At 73.0% G+C, this 15,051-nt stretch carries 19 protein-coding genes; 10 read left to right on the top strand and 9 right to left on the bottom strand.

Going from position 1 to position 15,051, the window contains the following annotated elements; all coding sequences use genetic code 11:
- Nucleotides 1-76: 76 nt before the first annotated feature.
- The 7 genes from ACFQ6N_RS07275 to ACFQ6N_RS07245 form a co-directional block, all read right to left on the bottom strand.
- Nucleotides 77-541 carry an NUDIX hydrolase gene (locus tag ACFQ6N_RS07275; RefSeq protein ID WP_380647492.1) on the bottom strand — a complete coding sequence of 155 codons (465 nt, stop codon included), beginning with the start codon at nucleotides 539-541 and terminating at the stop codon, nucleotides 77-79.
- 255 nt (nucleotides 542-796) lie between these two features.
- Complete coding sequence (locus tag ACFQ6N_RS07270; protein WP_380647491.1) at nucleotides 797-1,327, bottom strand: GNAT family N-acetyltransferase; 531 nt, start codon at nucleotides 1,325-1,327, stop codon at nucleotides 797-799.
- Between the two features lie 423 nt (nucleotides 1,328-1,750).
- Complete coding sequence (locus ACFQ6N_RS07265; protein WP_380647490.1) at nucleotides 1,751-1,948, bottom strand: DUF397 domain-containing protein; 198 nt, start codon at nucleotides 1,946-1,948, stop codon at nucleotides 1,751-1,753.
- Nucleotides 1,949-2,326: 378 nt separating this feature from the next.
- Nucleotides 2,327-2,776 carry an NUDIX hydrolase gene (locus tag ACFQ6N_RS07260; RefSeq protein ID WP_380647489.1) on the bottom strand — a complete coding sequence of 150 codons (450 nt, stop codon included), beginning with the start codon at nucleotides 2,774-2,776 and terminating at the stop codon, nucleotides 2,327-2,329.
- Nucleotides 2,777-2,948: 172 nt separating this feature from the next.
- On the bottom strand, nucleotides 2,949-3,416 hold the full coding sequence (locus ACFQ6N_RS07255) for an NUDIX hydrolase (protein ID WP_380647488.1): 468 nt from the start codon (nucleotides 3,414-3,416) through the stop codon (nucleotides 2,949-2,951).
- A 170-nt stretch (nucleotides 3,417-3,586) separates the two neighbouring features.
- Nucleotides 3,587-3,799 carry a DUF397 domain-containing protein gene (locus tag ACFQ6N_RS07250; RefSeq protein ID WP_380647487.1) on the bottom strand — a complete coding sequence of 71 codons (213 nt, stop codon included), beginning with the start codon at nucleotides 3,797-3,799 and terminating at the stop codon, nucleotides 3,587-3,589.
- Entirely contained in the window at nucleotides 3,796-4,626 is an 831-nt protein-coding gene (locus ACFQ6N_RS07245; protein ID WP_380647486.1) for a Scr1 family TA system antitoxin-like transcriptional regulator, read from the bottom strand. Before ACFQ6N_RS07245 ends, ACFQ6N_RS07250 begins: the two co-directional genes overlap by 4 nt.
- Nucleotides 4,627-4,940: 314 nt before the next feature.
- Between ACFQ6N_RS07245 and ACFQ6N_RS07240 the strand changes: the two genes are divergently transcribed.
- The 6 genes from ACFQ6N_RS07240 (at nucleotide 4,941) to ACFQ6N_RS07215 (ending at nucleotide 8,811) form a co-directional block, all read left to right on the top strand.
- Nucleotides 4,941-5,384, top strand: coding sequence for an ATP-binding protein (locus tag ACFQ6N_RS07240; protein ID WP_380647485.1), 444 nt, complete (start codon nucleotides 4,941-4,943; stop codon nucleotides 5,382-5,384).
- Between the two features lie 14 nt (nucleotides 5,385-5,398).
- On the top strand, nucleotides 5,399-5,962 hold the full coding sequence (locus ACFQ6N_RS07235) for a hypothetical protein (protein WP_380647484.1): 564 nt from the start codon (nucleotides 5,399-5,401) through the stop codon (nucleotides 5,960-5,962).
- Nucleotides 5,963-6,353: 391 nt separating this feature from the next.
- Nucleotides 6,354-6,722 (top strand): DUF6193 family natural product biosynthesis protein, encoded by a 369-nt coding sequence (locus ACFQ6N_RS07230; protein ID WP_380647483.1) that lies wholly within the window; start codon nucleotides 6,354-6,356, stop codon nucleotides 6,720-6,722.
- Between the two features lie 496 nt (nucleotides 6,723-7,218).
- The gene (locus ACFQ6N_RS07225) at nucleotides 7,219-7,536 is read left to right on the top strand and encodes a hypothetical protein (protein WP_380647482.1); all 318 of its coding nucleotides are present in this window, start codon (nucleotides 7,219-7,221) and stop codon (nucleotides 7,534-7,536) included.
- A gap of 18 nt (nucleotides 7,537-7,554) precedes the next feature.
- The gene (locus tag ACFQ6N_RS07220; RefSeq protein ID WP_380647481.1) at nucleotides 7,555-8,322 is read left to right on the top strand and encodes a helix-turn-helix domain-containing protein; all 768 of its coding nucleotides are present in this window, start codon (nucleotides 7,555-7,557) and stop codon (nucleotides 8,320-8,322) included.
- Between the two features lie 78 nt (nucleotides 8,323-8,400).
- Nucleotides 8,401-8,811, top strand: coding sequence for a sigma factor-like helix-turn-helix DNA-binding protein (locus ACFQ6N_RS07215; protein ID WP_380647480.1), 411 nt, complete (start codon nucleotides 8,401-8,403; stop codon nucleotides 8,809-8,811).
- 95 nt (nucleotides 8,812-8,906) lie between these two features.
- Here ACFQ6N_RS07215 and ACFQ6N_RS07210 read toward each other — a convergent pair whose 3' ends face one another.
- Nucleotides 8,907-9,314: a hypothetical protein gene (locus ACFQ6N_RS07210; RefSeq protein WP_380647479.1), complete on the bottom strand. Its 408-nt coding sequence runs from the start codon at nucleotides 9,312-9,314 to the stop codon at nucleotides 8,907-8,909.
- A gap of 175 nt (nucleotides 9,315-9,489) precedes the next feature.
- On the opposite strand from ACFQ6N_RS07210, the gene ACFQ6N_RS07205 reads away from it, so the two are divergent.
- From ACFQ6N_RS07205 to ACFQ6N_RS07190, 4 genes are all read left to right on the top strand, one after another.
- On the top strand, nucleotides 9,490-10,035 hold the full coding sequence (locus ACFQ6N_RS07205; RefSeq protein ID WP_380647478.1) for a hypothetical protein: 546 nt from the start codon (nucleotides 9,490-9,492) through the stop codon (nucleotides 10,033-10,035).
- 265 nt (nucleotides 10,036-10,300) lie between these two features.
- Nucleotides 10,301-11,059: a S1 family peptidase gene (locus tag ACFQ6N_RS07200; RefSeq protein WP_380647563.1), complete on the top strand. Its 759-nt coding sequence runs from the start codon at nucleotides 10,301-10,303 to the stop codon at nucleotides 11,057-11,059.
- A 54-nt stretch (nucleotides 11,060-11,113) separates the two neighbouring features.
- Complete coding sequence (locus ACFQ6N_RS07195) at nucleotides 11,114-12,115, top strand: aldo/keto reductase (RefSeq protein ID WP_380647477.1); 1,002 nt, start codon at nucleotides 11,114-11,116, stop codon at nucleotides 12,113-12,115.
- A gap of 89 nt (nucleotides 12,116-12,204) precedes the next feature.
- The gene (locus tag ACFQ6N_RS07190) at nucleotides 12,205-13,086 is read left to right on the top strand and encodes a DUF4253 domain-containing protein (RefSeq protein WP_380647476.1); all 882 of its coding nucleotides are present in this window, start codon (nucleotides 12,205-12,207) and stop codon (nucleotides 13,084-13,086) included.
- 78 nt (nucleotides 13,087-13,164) lie between these two features.
- Here ACFQ6N_RS07190 and ACFQ6N_RS07185 read toward each other — a convergent pair whose 3' ends face one another.
- Complete coding sequence (locus tag ACFQ6N_RS07185; RefSeq protein WP_380647475.1) at nucleotides 13,165-14,964, bottom strand: beta-galactosidase family protein; 1,800 nt, start codon at nucleotides 14,962-14,964, stop codon at nucleotides 13,165-13,167.
- Nucleotides 14,965-15,051: the final 87 nt, after the last annotated feature.

Here is a 15,051-nt window from a genome sequence, read left to right as displayed (position 1 = left end):
TACCGGGGTGCCAAGTCCCCCCGTAGTACCCGGGTATGACGGTGCCCGCCCCTCCGCTGCCGGGGGCTCCGCCTTGTCACAGCAGGTGTCGACCGTCATGGGTCCTGATACTCGGTGCGGTCTCGTCCCGAAGCGCGTCCAGGACCCGTACGGCATAGACCTCGGCCATGTGTTCGGAGACCTCGGCGGGGGTGAGCCAGGCGACTTCGACCGACTCGTCCGAGAGCCGCCCCGCCCCGCCCTCCGGCCGGCAGCGGAAGACGAGGGCGACGATCCCCCGGCTCACGTTCTTGTAGACGCCGGTCAGCCGCTCCACGCGGGCCTTGACCCCGGTCTCCTCGTAGACCTCGCGACGCACGCCGTCCTCGACGGACTCCGCGACCTCCAGCACCCCGCCCGGCGGCTCCCAGGTCCCGTTGTCGGCCCGGCGGATCGCCAGCGCCCGGCCGTCCCCGCGCACCACCACTCCCGCGACGGACACCGAGTGGAGCGGCGTCGGCCGGGACTTCCCGGCGCTGTTGCTCGGTACGTACCTGCTCATGCGGCCAGTGTTCCCGGATCAGCCCGTTTCTGAGTCTCCTCGTGGCCAACCATGGTCCTGCTCGGGTGGTCGGCACCGTCATCGGGCGGGCAACGGCCGGGGTTCACGCGCAGGAAGTCGGTGTCGCCGACTTCCTGCGCATGATGTGGCCGACCCGGCTGGGGGGCGAGCCGCGCGTGAGGGGTGAGCAGGTCCCCCCCGCCCGGTGCCCGCGCGGTGCCACCGTGGAGGGGAGAACCCGGAGGGGAGCGCGGTTCAGCGGGTCGGGCGGATCATCGCGGTCAGCCGGGGCGAGTCGGGTGTGGGCTGTTGGGCGTTGAATGCCTGGTAGTCCCAGGTCTCGTAGAGGTGCTGGACCTTTCCGTCCCCGGCGAGCGGGTTCACCATCAGCGAGACGCGGTCCTCGGTGCGGCCGGTCAGCAGCGCGTCGTGGATGCGGCGGGCGGCTCCGGTCCCGCGCCACGGGGTGCGGACGCCGATCTCCTTGATGACCAGGACCGGGGTGTCGGTGAATCCGTCGGGGAGCGGGTCGGTCATGCGCTTCCAGTACCGGTCGTCGGCCGTGACGGTGTTGCCGTAGGCGTAGCCGATGGGCAGGTCGCCGTCGTAGCCGAGGACGAGTGCGAAGCCGGGTTCGGCGGCGTGCCGGTCGAGGCGCTCGGCGAACACGTCGGCGCGGTAGTTCGGCAGGTGCAGGAGCGGGGCGCGCACGTCGGCGTACACGTCGAGCAGGTCGCGGCGGGCTTCGGGGGCCAGGGCGGTGTGGTGGCGTAGTTCGACGGTCACGCGGTGGCTCTCCAGAGGTCGTGGGTGTACGTGGTCCAGGTCCGGTCCGATGTGCTGCCGGGCGCCCGCTCATGCAGGTTGCTACTGAAGGCCGCCGGCATCCGCTTGATGCGGGGGTGAGCGGAGACCTCGGCCGGGACGGACATCGCCGTGGCGACTGCGGGCTCCGGATCGCCCTGGCCGAGCTGGGCCCTGGCGAGGCGGACGGTGGTGATCGCGATGGACCGGGTGTGTTCGAACCCTGACCGGCGAGTGATTCGCCGATGCCCATTCTGCCGCCGGGCAGGGCCCACATCCCGCTATCGGTACGGCCCGCATGACGACGGCCGAGCCCATCCGCCGCCTCGATGCCCGAAACAGGTGGCAGGAGACCCCCACTGCCCGTCTGTGGGCAGTGGGGTCTCGGGCAGTGAGCATGGTGCGTCAGACGTCGCCGAACTCCCCGGAGCGGACGGCCGTCACGAACGACTGCCATGTGCCTGCCGGGAAGACGAGCGCGGGGCCCTGAGGGTCCTTGGAGTCGCGCACCGTTCCGGGGCGCGAGTCATCGACCTCGACACACCCGCCTTGCCCATTGCTGTAGGAGCTCTTGCGCCACGTGGCGCTGGGCAGATCATCCATGGCCGAAGTCCTTCCGTACGTCTCGAACGAACTCGATGCTCACTGCCCGGGACATCGCCTCGACCTGGAGGTGGTCGTACGTACCTGCCCGCGTGGCCGGTGTTCCCGGATCGTGTTCGAGGAAGCCCCGCTTCTGATTCTCCTCGGGGTGGTCGGCAACGTCAGCGGGCGGGCAGCGGCCTGAGTCCGCGCGCAGGAAGTCGGCTCCACCGACTTCGGACGTCTTCGGGGTCGCGGACGACTGCTTTGAGTTCGGCCTCGATCGCGATGCCGGTTCCTCCGGTCAGGGGCGTCGCGTGAGTCGGTGCGGGCCGAGGTAGTAGGACAGGGCGGTGTGCGACGGTCCGTCCGCGACCTCGCCGTTGGTCAGCCGCCGGACTACTTCGGTTCCGGTACCCATTCCACGCGGGTCGCCTCGGACACGTCCTCGGGTTCGCCGGTCCGGGTGCAGCCGGTGACGTGGTAGGCGCGGAAGTGGGCGTCGCTGATGCCGGCCATGGCGTCGTACTCGGTCAACGGCTCGACCCGGCCGGGACGCCAGCCGGTCTCCTCCTCGACCTCGCGGGCGATGGCCGCCGCCGGGTCCTCGCCGGGCTCGGCCCATCCGGCCGGTACCTCCCAGCCCCAGCGGCCGGTGATGAACCGGTGCCGGTAGAGGAGGAGGAAGTCGCCGGCCTCGTCGGTGACGACGGCGGTGGTCGAGGCGCGCGGGTAGCGGACGACGTGATGGTCGATCCGGCCGGTGCCGGGGATCTCGACATCGTCGAGCCAGAGCTCGACCCACGGGCTCCCGTACGCCTGCCGACGCCCGAACACCTTCCATTCCATGGATAGCCTCCCTTGCAGCGTCATGCCCCGCTCGGGGCGGTCGGCAACGTCATCGGGTGCGCAAACGGCCTGAGTCCGCGCGCGGGAAGTCGGTCCCGCCGACTTCCCACGCGGTGTGGTGGACGCCGAACAGGGGCATGCGGTGGCGGGGCAGGGTTCCGTTGATGCGGTGTCAGCGTACGGCGGGGATCGTTCCGGAGCGCCAGTCGGTGAGTCGTTTGCGGATGCTGGGCACCATGGGCAGGTGGTCCGATTCGGTCGGGGTGAACCAGGCGACTTCGTGGGATTCGTCGGAGGCCCGCAGTGTCCCGCCGACGGGTCGTGCGAGGAGGCAGACGGAGAATTCCTGGCGGACTTCGCCGTCGTCGTAGGCGAAGACGTGGCGGGGGTCGGTGTAGGTGCCGACGATTCCGGTGATCTCGATGTCGATGCCGGTCTCCTCGCGGGTCTCGCGGATGCCGCATCCGGCGATGGATTCGCCGATGTCCATCCTGCCGCCGGGCAGGGCCCACATCCCGTTGTCGGTACGGCGCTGGAGCAGGACGCGGCCCGCACGGTCGACCACGATGACGGACGCGGCCGGGACGAGCGAGTTCGCCTCGGGGGCGTTCGGGTCGTCCTGGTAGTCACGCCTGGGCACGGTCTGCCACCTCCACTGTCGGGACCTCCACACCGGTTGCGAGGCCGGCCGGAACCGGCCCGCACGACGGCGGCCGGACCCATCCGGTGCCTCAAAGCCCGAAAGTAGCAGCAGGAGAACCCCACTGCCCCTCTGCGGGCGGTGGGGTCTCGGGCAGGGCGTACGGTGCGTCAGACGTCGCCGAACTCGCCGGAGCGGACGGCGGTGACGAACGACAGCCAGGCCTTGGCCGGGAAGAGCAGGGCGGGGCCCTGCGGGTCCTTGGAGTCGCGGACGGGAGTCAGGCCTGGGATGTCGGCAGTGACCTCGACGCAGTCGCCGCCGTTGTTGGAGTACGAGGACTTGATCCAGGAGGCGCTGGACAGGTCTGTACGGTCGGTCATGATCGTAATTCCTTTCGGGCCTTGCGGATCTTCTCCTGGGATGCGGCCTTCGGCAGCGCCTCCACCAGAAGCTGATCGTAGTCACTTTCCCATCCCGCAACCGTTGCGCGTGACCGCTCAAGATGGCCTCGCGCTGTCGATTCCGCGTACCCGACGACTGTGTGGTCCGGGAGGGTCAACAGAACCACCGGCAGTGTAAAGGAGAGGTTCTCTCCCATGGTGAACGGGGCGATCTGGATCGTGATGTTCGGACGCCAGGACAAGTCTTCGAGGTGCCGCAGCTGCTCGGCCATGACCTGAGGGCCACCGACGGGGCGCAGCAAGACTCCCTCCTCAAGCACCACGTGAAGCGCCGGAGGGTTCTTCTGCCTAAGGATCTCCTGGCGCAGGGCCAGATAGTCGGTGCGCTCATCGGCTTCGTGTTGGGTGATCGCACCCCGTCTCACAGCTGCTTGTGCAAGCGCCCTTGCGTACGCGGGGGTCTGCAAGAGGCCGGGAACGATGATCAGGCCGACTGTTCGCAGCCGTCGGCACCGGGCCTCGGCGTCAGCGAACTCGGCGAATCCCTCGAGGAGCGCGGCCCGGCTGAATCGCCGCCACAACTCGTAGAAGCGTTGGCCTGATCCGAACACTTCATCGGCCTTAACAGCCAAGGGTCGTGTTGGGGAGCGCTTCCCGTTCTCGACATATGAGATGTGCGCACCCGAGTACCCCAGGTGCCTGGCGGCCTCGGTCTGTGACCAACGCCTTGCGCGTCGTGACCTGCGAAGTTCCTGGCCGAAGCGAGCCTGTGGTGATGCCTGGGCGTCAACACCGGCTTCAGTCATGATCCTTCAGCTCCTTCACACGACATTGCTGTCAAGGGTAAGACGCTGGCAATCGTAGTGGGCATCGCGTCACTATGGCTACGCCCGGTGATTTTCCGAAAGCACAGCGCAACCCTTTGGAGGCGTCCATGTCTGGATGCGGAGTCCCGAGGGGCTGCTACCGACGGCACCTGGAGGGTGTCGGCGGCGGGCGGGAGAACGTCACCCGAACCGCAGGCGGGTCCTTCTTGTGGTGCCCCAAGTCACACGGCCTGGGCGCTGGATGACATTGGACCAGGCGGGCATGGCGCGCTCCCTTCGCAAACAATCCTTCCTTGAGGTTCACTGCCATGCTCAAGACCTGCTGCCGCCCCCGTATGTTCGCGGCCCGGCTGGACTCCCGTACGGACTGCACGCCGTTGGCCCGCACGCTGCTGCGCGCCTACCTCGCCGGACTGCCCTCCGGGGAGCGGTACCGCGACACCGCCGAACTGCTGCTCGGCGAACTCTTCGCCAATGCCGTCCGGCACGGTGACGCTCCCGACGACCGGCTCATCGAGGTGCGCTTCTCGCTGGTCCGTGACCGGTTGCGGATCGAGGTGCACGATGCCGGGTCGGGGCGGCCCTCGGTGCGGTCCTCCGCTCCTGATGACGAGTGTGGGCGCGGGATGTTCCTGGTCGATGCCCTGGCGGAGCGCTGGGGCTGCTGCCCCCGTTCCGGTGGGATCGGCAAGTTCGTCTGGGCCCTCGTCGCACCCTCCTACCCCACCGCCGCTTGAGAGATCGATTCCCCATGCAGCAGCCTTCCTTGACCGCGCTCGCCCGGCATGCCCTGGCTCGGGGCCACACCCCTGCCGCCGCCTATGCCTTGCTCGCGCGTCGCAGTCGCCGTCCGCTGCCGTCCGCCCGCGCCGTCTGTCTGGCCCTGGGCGTCCCGCTTGCCGATGCGGCCCGTCGTCTGGCCGACTGCCATGACGCGTTGCTGGCCGATCCCCGCCCGAACTCCGAGACGGACACCGGTGAACTCCTCGAAGCGCTCGGTGTGTTCGACGTGCCCAAGGACCTCACGCCCACCGAACTCGCGGTCGTCGCCCAGTTCCTGACCGCCGTCGACGCCATGGGCGGCATCCGGCCCGGTCACCGGCACGGCCTGGACCGCTGGTTCACCACCGGCAACCTCACCGCCGCCTACCTCTCCCTCGTCGCCGCCCAGCCCATGCCCCGCACCGGAGACCCCGCCGCCTACTGGACCGCGCTCGTCTCCGCCGGCGAACTCCTCGCCACCACCCCCAGCCCCGACACCCGCATCAAGTACGCCCTCACCCGCTGCCGCACCCACGCGGCGAAACACACCTGAACCCCGAGCGCTGCGCAGGAAGTCGGCTCCGCCGACTTCCTGCGCAGCGCGGTCCAGGCCGCCGTGGAGTGCCCTTGCCTTCTGGGGTGGGGGAGTTGGGGGTTGGTGCTCTCGGCGGGTTCGGGTGGGGAGTCGTGCTCGCGGGGCGGGGCAAGGTGGAGTTGGTGGGTGGCGGTGAGCTTTGCCGTCTGGGGTGGGGGGCACGTTGGCGGCGCAGAGCGGCCTTGAGTGCGGGGTCGACCACGAGAGCTTCTTCCGATCGGCACGGGCGGTCGGCCCCCATCCTGCACCGCTTCCGGGGCACGACCCGCCGCCCGCCACACCGTCCAGGCCAGCGGCGGCCGGGCCGGCGGGCCTTCCCGAACCGTCCCGGCCAAGGGAAGATGATCGGGTGGACAACGAGCTACAGCAGTCCTGGGACTGGCAGATCGAGGGCGCCCGGAGCTTCGACGAGAGCGTCGACAACGACCACACCTGGCCGCCCCCCAATCTCTCCGTGCTGACCGCCGCCGTCCACGCCACCACGCTGCGACGGCTGCACCCGTTCACCAGCCACGCCTCCCTGCACCTGAGCAGCAGTGCGCGCTGCTGGGAGCCCGGGGCCAGGACCGCCCCGGCGTGCATCGCGATGGGCCCGTCCGGCGACTACTTCGTCTGGTCCGGCGAGATGGGCACGAACGAGCAGGTCCTGGTCCTCGAAACGCCGGACCCGGCGGCGGCCGCCGCCCGCTTCGAAGAGCTGCTGGCCGGGTGGGAGTGAGTGCAGGGGCCGCCCCGGCCGCCGGGGTCGGGCCGGTCCTGCGGGATTTCGCACGCCCGCCGAACGCAGAGAGACCGCTCGGGCCGCTGGGGCCGGGCGGTCTCTGCTGTTCGGACGGGCCCATGCGCCAACACGGCCCGCTGCCGATGTTCCCGAGATTGTTGGAGTGAACAGCGCCCCCGGGTTCCGGACCCGTGGGTCCGGGTGACGCCGCTTCAAATCGTCACATCCAGCCAGGACGGCTTACAAGGGCGTGCTGCACAAAGCCGCATCAAAAGGCGGTTTCCCTTCGCTGAACTGGGCTTTCCTGCTAAGGCTTTTGCAAGATTGCGGGCGGAGACCGGGACTTCGGCGCATCAATCCGCACGATGTTCACCGAACCGATTGGGATTCACCCATACGCCTGACAGAGTGTGATGCCACCGGGCACACAGTGCGACGCCAACCGCACAACTGCCCGTCTGTTGGAGTGGACAGTGATATAGGAGGTTCCTCGATGACGAGGAAGCGAAACAAGCGTGCCCGCGCCCGCATCCACTGCGCGGCCCCCGACCCGGTCCCGCCGCGCCCGACCGGGTCGCGCCCGTCCGGGCGTCCCGTGCCCGGACCGCTCACGCCCGGCGCGCTGACGGCCGGGCCCCTCACGCCCGGGCCGCTCGCGGTCGGCGAGACGGCCGTGGTCGTCGTCGTGGTCGTCCTGACGGTCGCCCTGGCCGCCGCCCTGGTGGCGACCGGCATGTCGGCCGGAGCCGCACTCGAACTCGCCACGGGCGGCTGCCTGTTGGCCCTCAGGATCCGACGGGGGCGGGCCTAGGAAGAGCGACCGCCCGCGATGGGACGCCAGGAGAACCCGGTCGAGGCGCCCGGCACGGCGCTGGGACGACTCGCCCTGTGGCTGCGCGAACAGCGCGACCACGCCGGGCTGACCTACCGTCAGCTCGCCATCCTGACCAACTACCACCCCACCACCCTGCAACGCGCCGCCGCCGGCTGCTCCGTACCGAGCTGGAGGGTCGTCGAAGCCGTCACCCGCGAATGCGGCGGCGACCTCAAGACCGCCCGGCGCAAGTGGGTCCAGGCCAACTACTGGAACCACGTCCCCAGCCCCTCGGGGGCCCGACGGCTGCGCCCGCCCCGACGGGTCGACCCCCAACAGGTCGACTCCTTCGCCGACTTGCGCCTGGCGATGCACGAGATGCGCCGCAAGGCCGACTGGCCGTCCCTGCGGGAACTGGACCGCCGGGCCCGCGACCGGGGCAGACGCCTGCCCTCCAGCACCCTCGCCCTGGTCCTCAAGGGCGAGGCCCCGCTGCGCAAACCCGTCTTCCTCGCCTACATGGAGGTCTGCGGGGTCAGAGAGGCCCGCCGCGCCCAGTGGGCGGCGGCCTGGGACCGGACGAACAACACCCGCAACCCCGTACCGGTCAACTCGCGCACCTTCCAGAGCGAGTTCGCCCGGGCCATGCAGTCCTCCAGCGCCGGCACCTCGACGGACATCCTGTTCCGGCTCTGGGTGACCCTGCGCAACAGCCTGGCCGCCGAACGGGACGAGGGCCCCGGCTACCAGGGCACCGACGGCAACCCGCCGGTGCCCGTGTGACCGGGTCCGCGGCCGGGGCGCGCCACCCGCGCCCCGGCCGCGGACCAGCACCCACCCGCGCCACCCCGGGACACCACCATGCCGACACCACCACGCCGACCGGCCGCCCCCGGACCCGCCCTGGGCCTGTGGGCGCTGCACGACCTCCACCTGCGCCACTACCTGGACTACGCCGCCCTGCTCCTGCCCGCCGCCGACGCGCCGCTCGCCGTCCGCGACGCCTTCGAGGAACTCGGCGGGCACTGGCTCGACGCCCTGGCCACCGCCAGCCCGGTCGCCTGCGCCTGGCAGGCGGTACGCCGGCGCGTCCGCGCCCTGGCCGGCCCGCGGCCGTTCGGGCCGGTCGCCCACCTCACCGCCACCCAGCAGGACGTCCTGCTGCTGCACCTGGTCCTCGACCTGTCCGCCGCCGAGGTCGCCGCCCTCACCGGCACCGAACCCGCCACCGTCCACGTCCAGCTGCGCTCCCTGGCCGCCGTCCGGCGCTGACCGGGCGCCGGGCGGGAGCTGGCCGGCCGGCGCGGGGTCGGGGTGCGGCGCGGGAAGTCGACCCCGCCGACCTCCCGCGCCGCACCCCGCCGACGTCAGCGGGGGAGCGGGCCGCCGGACTCCTCCGCCGCTCCGGCGACGGCCGACCCCACGTACAGGACCTCGTCGCTGTCGGGGTCGACCACCTCCCAGCCGAGCAGGTCGGCGATCCCCGCCGCCACGGCCCGCGCGGCGGCGTGGGCCGGCGCACCGTCGGCCGAGGACCAGACCAGCTCCACCACGTCGACCCGCTCCGGCACCCGGCCCGCGAAGACGGCGTACCCGCCGGTGCCGCCGCACGCGGCGAGGGTCACATCCAGCCAGGGACGGTCCTCGCGGGCCCGGTAGGACGCGGCGTCGGTCCGCCGGAGGCCGGGCACCGAGTCCAGGTACGCCACCAGCGCGCCGGCCCGCACGCTCCCGCCGTGGCGCTCGTCCGAGCGGACCGTCAGGTACTGGTACATGCCCCGCATCCTCGCACCGCCCCGGGCGGGGACGGCAGGGGACGGCCGTCCCCCCGGCTCCCCGAACGTGGCGCGCGACGCACAGGGGCCCGTTGAGCCCGCGGGCCGTCCGGGGCCGTAGACGTGGGCGGGGCGCCGTCGGACGGAGGGGGCGCCGCGGCGTCAGGAGGCGGACATGCTCAGATTTCACGGCGCATGGCGGATCACGGTGGTCGGCCGCAGCGCCGACTTCGACCAGCGGGCGGTCGTACGCGGCGCCTACGGCCTGCGGATGCTGCCCGGACGGGTCGGCGCGACGCTGGAGATGGACGAGGAGAGCTGGACCCTCTCCCTGGAACACCACCTGTGGGGGCGCAGCTGGCAGCCGAACCTGCGCACCACCCCCGGGCCGCTCACCGAACGCGACGGCGTCCGCAGCCAGTTGCTCACCAGCAACGACTGCCACTGGCCGGGCAAGCCGATGGACTACGTCAACTTCGTGCTGCGCCTGGACCAGGCCGTCGCCCCGGCCCCCGCGCCGGTGCGGGCCGCCCGTCCGGCCGGGGCGCCGATCGCCGCCCCGGTCCAGTCGGTGCGGACCTCGTCCCCGGGCCTGCCCGGGAACGACCGCGTCACCGTCCCCGGACACGCCGCCGTACCCGGGTCGCGGCCGGGGCAGGCCATGCCCGCCGTCCGGCCGGGGGAGACCGTGCCGGGGGAGACCGTGCGGGGCACCTGGTAGCCCGCCGCCGGGTGCGGGGGATACCCCCAGGTCAGGGCGGCCCGCTGGCCGGATGTCCCGGCGGGCCGCCCCCGGATTGACTGGTCGTATCCGCACCGAACGACCCGAAAGGCCGTCACCAGTGAAGTTCCGCAAGGCCACCCGCGAGTCCGGCAGCAAGGCCACCCGCACGACCGGCAGCACGACCACCGGCGAGACCACCGGCCGTACGACCGCGGGACGGCCGGCCCGCGGCCGCGTCGCCCGCACCGCCGCCGTCACCGCCCTGGCCGGCGCCCTCGGCGCCACCGTCATGACCGGCAGCGCCTCGGCCATCGTGAACGGCCACGACGCCACCGAGCGCTACCCCTTCATGGCCACCGTCCCGCTGAGCGCCGAACAACTCGCCGACGGCACCTGCGGCGCCTCGCTGATCGACCCGCAGTGGGTGCTGACCGCCGCCCACTGCGTCACGGGCGGCGTCCAGCTCAAGGGCACCGTGCGCGTCGGCAGCGCCCACCGCACCACCGGCGGCACCGTCCGCGCCATCGACCGGGTCGTGGTCCACCCCGACTTCGGCTTCGGCGACGGCACCCGGCCCAACCACGACGACCTCGCCCTGATCCGGCTGGACCGCCCGGTCGCCCAGCAGCCCGTCCGCATCGCCGACCGCCGCGGCCCGGCCGGCACCCCCACCCGGTTGCTCGGCTTCGGCACCGTCGTCGACACCCCCGACCTGCGGCAGATGGTCTTCCCCGACCGCCTCCAGGAACTGCCCACCCGGATCGGCGCCGAGGCCGACTGCGCCCCCGGCTGGGCCGGCCCCACCCGGCTGTGCACACTCAGCCGGATCCCGCAGGCCATGGCCTGCTTCGGCGACTCCGGCGGCCCGCAGGTCCAGCGCGGACGCGGCGGACGCTGGGAACTCGTCGGCGCCACCTCCGGCCCCGGCGCCCCCGGCGTGCCGTGCGCCGCCGGCCCCGGCCTGTACAGCGACGTGCCCGCCTACGCCCCCTGGATCCGGGCCACCCTCGCCGCGAACTGACGGCGCCCGGTTAAAGTCCCAGGTGAGAACCGTCGCGCCCGAGGAGACCGCACCATGCCGACCGACCCCGCCGACCCCACCGCAGCGCCCGCCCGCCCGCAGCCCGCGCGGCTGGGACTGGGCACCGCCGCCGTCGGCCGGCCCGGCTACATCACCCTCGGGCGCGACACGGACCTGCCCGCCGAACGCACCGTCGACGCCCTGCGCCGACGCACCCACGACCTGCTGGACGCCGCCTACGCCGCCGGGGTGCGCTACCTCGACACCGCCCGCTCCTACGGGCGCGCCGAGGAGTTCCTCGCCCAGTGGCTCACCGAACACCCCGAGGCCGCCGCCGAGGTGACGGTCGGCAGCAAGTGGGGCTACACCTACACGGCGGACTGGCAGACCACCGGGGTCGGCGCGCACGAGGTCAAGGAGCACTCGACGGCGGTGTTCGACCGGCAGATCCGCGAGACCCGCGCCCTGCTCGGCGAGCACCTGGACGTCTACCTCGTGCACTCCGTCGTCCCCGGCAGCCCCGCCCTCACCGACCCCGCCCTGCACGAACGCCTCGCCGCCCTCGCCGCCGAGGGCGTCCGGGTGGGCCTGTCCACCAGCGGCCCCGCCCAGGGCGACACCATCCGCGAAGCCCTCGCCGTCACCGTGGACGGCCGGCCCCTGTTCACCGCCGTCCAGGCCACCTGGAACCTGCTGGAGACCTCCGCCGCCCCCGCCCTCGCCGAGGCCCACGCCGCCGGTTGGCTCGTCGTGGTCAAGGAAGGCATGGCCAACGGCCGCCTGGCCGGCCGCAACGCCACCGGCCCGGACACCGCCGCCCTGCGCGCCCTCGCCGCCCGCACCGGCACCGGCCCCGACGCCCTCGCCCTGGCCGCCGCGGCCGCCCAGCCCTGGGCCGACATCGTCCTGTCCGGCGCCGCCACCCTCGACCAGCTCGCCTCCAACCTGACGGCGGCCCGGGTCCACCCTGACCCGCAGGACCTCGCCGCCCTCGACGCCATGGCCGAGCCGGCGCAGGCGTACTGGCGCACGCGCTCGCAGCTGCCCTGGGCCTGACCGGCGCCCGGCCGGATCCCTCGTCGGGGCCCCTGTCATGCCGGCTGCCAGGGCCGGCTGTGTCAGTGCCGGCTCCTACGGTGGGCCCCATGACGCAGCCCCCGGACCTCGCCACCGCCCTCGCCGACCTGCCCTTCCCCCTCCCGCCCGGCCGCCTGGCCGGCGGGGACGACGACGGGCAGCAGCCACTGCTGTGGGTCAGCGACGGCCCCACCCCCGCCGGCCTCTGGGCGCGGCTGCACCGCGCCCACCCGCAGAGCGGACTGTGGCCGCTGCTGCTCAGCCCGCTGCACAGCGACGCGGACGAGGACTACCGGCCCTGGCTGTCCGGCGAGCTGTACCCCAACGAGGCCTCCACCGTCGACCTGTACGACCCGGCCGCCCTGCTGCGCACCTGGTGGGCGATGAACGGCGCGGACGAGGACGAGGACGGGGACGGGAACGACGAGGACGGGAACGACGAGGACGGGAACGACGGGGACGACGGGGACGGGGAGGCGGACGGGGAGGACGAGGACGAGACCCTCGCCCCCTACGGCCGCACCTGGCCCGGCCGGGCACCCGCCGCCACCGTCCCCGAGGGCGCGGCCGGCGTCGAGGCGCGGGGCCTGGCCGACGTCCTGCAGTCCGTCAAGCACGTCCGGATCGGCCTGGTCCGGGCCGGCAGCGGCGCCGAGGCCCTGGCCGCGTGCGGGTGGGGCGGCCCGGTGAACCACGAGAACGACATCGCCAAGGTCGCCGCCGTGCTCGCCGACTGGGAGCGCCGCTTCGGCGCGCAGGTGGTCGAAGCCGGCTTCGACACCCTGGAGTTGAGCGTCCCGGTGCCGCCCGCCACGCTCGCCGAGGCGCTCCCGCTGGCCGCCGAGCACACCGCTTTCTGCCCCGACCTGGTCTTCCAGGGCGCCGGCAGCCTCACCGCGTACGCGGAAGGGCTGGTGGGCATGCACCAGTGGTCGTTCTGGTGGGACTGACCGGGGCGCGGTGACCCGCCGTACGGCCCGGGCAGCGTCCGTACACGGGGCCCGGCGTCCGTACGGCGGCCCCCGGCGTCAGTACTCGGAACTCGGCGCCGCCGTGGTCGGCCCGAGGTCCGGGGCGTCGCGCAACTCCACCGCCCCGCCGTGCCGTTCGAGCTCCAGCACGACCAGCTCGTTGCCGCCCGCCCGCCACAGCGGACCGGGGGCGTAGAGGGTGCGCTGGGGCCCGGCGGCGCAGTAGCGGCCGAGCAGGAAGCCGTTGAGCCACAGCAGTCCGCGGCCCCAGCCGGGCAGGGCGACGAACGCGTCGGCGGGGGAGGGCAGTTCGGCGGTGAAGCGGTGGAACACCGGCTCCCCGTCCAGGGCCGCGGTGCCCATGGTGCCCAGGGTGAAGCGCAGCGCGGACAGGTCGGTGAGCGGCAGCGGCCGGATCCGCCAGCCGAACAGCCGCTGGCCGCCGTGCGAGACACCGCGGGTGATGCCCTTGCGGTCGTCCATCTGCGGGCCGTAGTTCACCCGGCCCAGCGCCTCGACCAGGATGTCCAGCGTGACGCCGTCCTCCCCGGCGGCCAGCGCCAGGGTCGCGCCGGGGGAGTTGCGCTCCAGTACGCCGAGCGGGCGGCCGTCCGCGAACACCTGCGCCCGGTCGGCCAACCCGTCGATGCGCAGCGGCAGTTCGGGGCGCGGGCCGGGCACCCGGGTGCGGTAGTGGATCAGGCCTCGGTCCTGCCCGAGCTGCTCCATGGGCAGCGGCGCGGCCCGGTCGACCGGCTGCGACAGCGCGTCCAGGTTCTCCAGCAGCGCGGCCCGCCCGTCCGCGAGCTCCAACCGCTGCGGCGCCACCCGGGGCGGGTCGGCGGGCAACTCGCCGTCCGGCAGCGGCAGGTAGCGGCCGATGACCTCGCGCAGGGCGTGGAACTTCGCGGTCAGCTCGCCGGCCTCGCCGATCGGCGCGTCGTAGTCGTAGCTGGTGACGGTCGGCTCGTAGCCGGAGTCCAGCGGGTGCGCGCCGAAGTGGTTGGCGCCCGCCCACAGGCCGAAGTTGGTGCCGCCGTGCGCCATGTAGAGGCTGACGGAGGCGCCGGTGGCGAGCAGCTCGTCCAGCGAGGCGGCGGTCTCCTTCGCGTCGCGCACGTGGTGGGGCAGCCCCCACTGGTCGAACCAGCCGATCCAGAACTCCATGGCGGTCAGCGGCCCCTCGCCCTGGTGGCGGCGCAGCACCGCCAGGCGCTCGGGGGCGCGCGAGCCGAAGGTCGCGGTGGCCAGCAGCCCGGGCAGCCCGCCGCCCTGCTGCATGGTGTCGTGGGCGCCGTCGGTGGTGAACAGCAGGCAGTCCACGCCGCGCCGCACCAGCCCGTCGCGCAGGTGCTCCAGGTACGCGGTGTCGTCGCCGTAGCTGCCGTACTCGTTCTCCACCTGCACCGCCACCACCGGGCCGCCCCGGCTCGCCAGCAGCGGCAGCAGCTCGGGTACCACCGCGTCGAACCAGCCGTCGACCTCGGCCAGGTACGCCGGGTCCGCGCAGCGCAGCCGCAGCCCGTCCACCGCCAGCAGCCGGGCGGGCAGGCCGCCGAAGTCCCACTCCGCGCAGATGTACGGGCCGGGGCGCAGGACCACGTCCAGCCCCAGGTCCCCGGCCAGGCGCACGAACCGGCCCAGGTCCCGGGGGCCGGTGAAGTCGACCCGGCCGCCGGGCAGTTCGTGGAAGTTCCACGGCACGTAGGTGTCCACCGTGTTCACCCCCAGGGCGCGCACCCGGCGCAGCCGGTCCTCCCACAGGCCGGGGTGGACGCGGAAGTAGTGCACCGCGCCGGCCACCAGCCGATGGGCCTTCCCGTCCCGCACGAACCCGTCCGCGTCGTACCCGAGCATGCGTACGCCCCGCCTTCCCGCTGGAGATCCGGTACGGCCGAGCGTAGCGGGGCGGGATCGGGGGTGCTTTCGTCACCTGTGGTGAGC

The sequence above is a fragment of the Kitasatospora sp. NPDC056446 genome, from assembly GCF_042796115.1.
Lineage (GTDB): Bacteria > Actinomycetota > Actinomycetes > Streptomycetales > Streptomycetaceae > Kitasatospora.
This window is presented reverse-complemented; position numbering and strand designations above follow the sequence as displayed.

What these genes read in the sequence shown, in the direction of transcription:
- ACFQ6N_RS07245 (WP_380647486.1), bottom strand. Translation starts at nt 4,626, where the DNA reads ATGACTGAAGCCGGTGTTGACGCCCAGGCATCACCACAGGCTCGCTTC.
- ACFQ6N_RS07210 (WP_380647479.1), bottom strand. Translation starts at nt 9,314, where the DNA reads ATGTACCAGTACCTGACGGTCCGCTCGGACGAGCGCCACGGCGGGAGC.
- ACFQ6N_RS07195 (WP_380647477.1), top strand. Translation starts at nt 11,114, where the DNA reads ATGCCGACCGACCCCGCCGACCCCACCGCAGCGCCCGCCCGCCCGCAG.
- ACFQ6N_RS07250 (WP_380647487.1), bottom strand. Translation starts at nt 3,799, where the DNA reads ATGACCGACCGTACAGACCTGTCCAGCGCCTCCTGGATCAAGTCCTCG.
- ACFQ6N_RS07235 (WP_380647484.1), top strand. Translation starts at nt 5,399, where the DNA reads ATGCAGCAGCCTTCCTTGACCGCGCTCGCCCGGCATGCCCTGGCTCGG.
- ACFQ6N_RS07275 (WP_380647492.1), bottom strand. Translation starts at nt 541, where the DNA reads ATGAGCAGGTACGTACCGAGCAACAGCGCCGGGAAGTCCCGGCCGACG.
- ACFQ6N_RS07190 (WP_380647476.1), top strand. Translation starts at nt 12,205, where the DNA reads ATGACGCAGCCCCCGGACCTCGCCACCGCCCTCGCCGACCTGCCCTTC.
- ACFQ6N_RS07265 (WP_380647490.1), bottom strand. Translation starts at nt 1,948, where the DNA reads ATGGATGATCTGCCCAGCGCCACGTGGCGCAAGAGCTCCTACAGCAAT.
- ACFQ6N_RS07215 (WP_380647480.1), top strand. Translation starts at nt 8,401, where the DNA reads ATGCCGACACCACCACGCCGACCGGCCGCCCCCGGACCCGCCCTGGGC.
- ACFQ6N_RS07220 (WP_380647481.1), top strand. Translation starts at nt 7,555, where the DNA reads ATGGGACGCCAGGAGAACCCGGTCGAGGCGCCCGGCACGGCGCTGGGA.
- ACFQ6N_RS07225 (WP_380647482.1), top strand. Translation starts at nt 7,219, where the DNA reads ATGACGAGGAAGCGAAACAAGCGTGCCCGCGCCCGCATCCACTGCGCG.
- ACFQ6N_RS07260 (WP_380647489.1), bottom strand. Translation starts at nt 2,776, where the DNA reads ATGGAATGGAAGGTGTTCGGGCGTCGGCAGGCGTACGGGAGCCCGTGG.
- ACFQ6N_RS07205 (WP_380647478.1), top strand. Translation starts at nt 9,490, where the DNA reads ATGCTCAGATTTCACGGCGCATGGCGGATCACGGTGGTCGGCCGCAGC.
- ACFQ6N_RS07185 (WP_380647475.1), bottom strand. Translation starts at nt 14,964, where the DNA reads ATGCTCGGGTACGACGCGGACGGGTTCGTGCGGGACGGGAAGGCCCAT.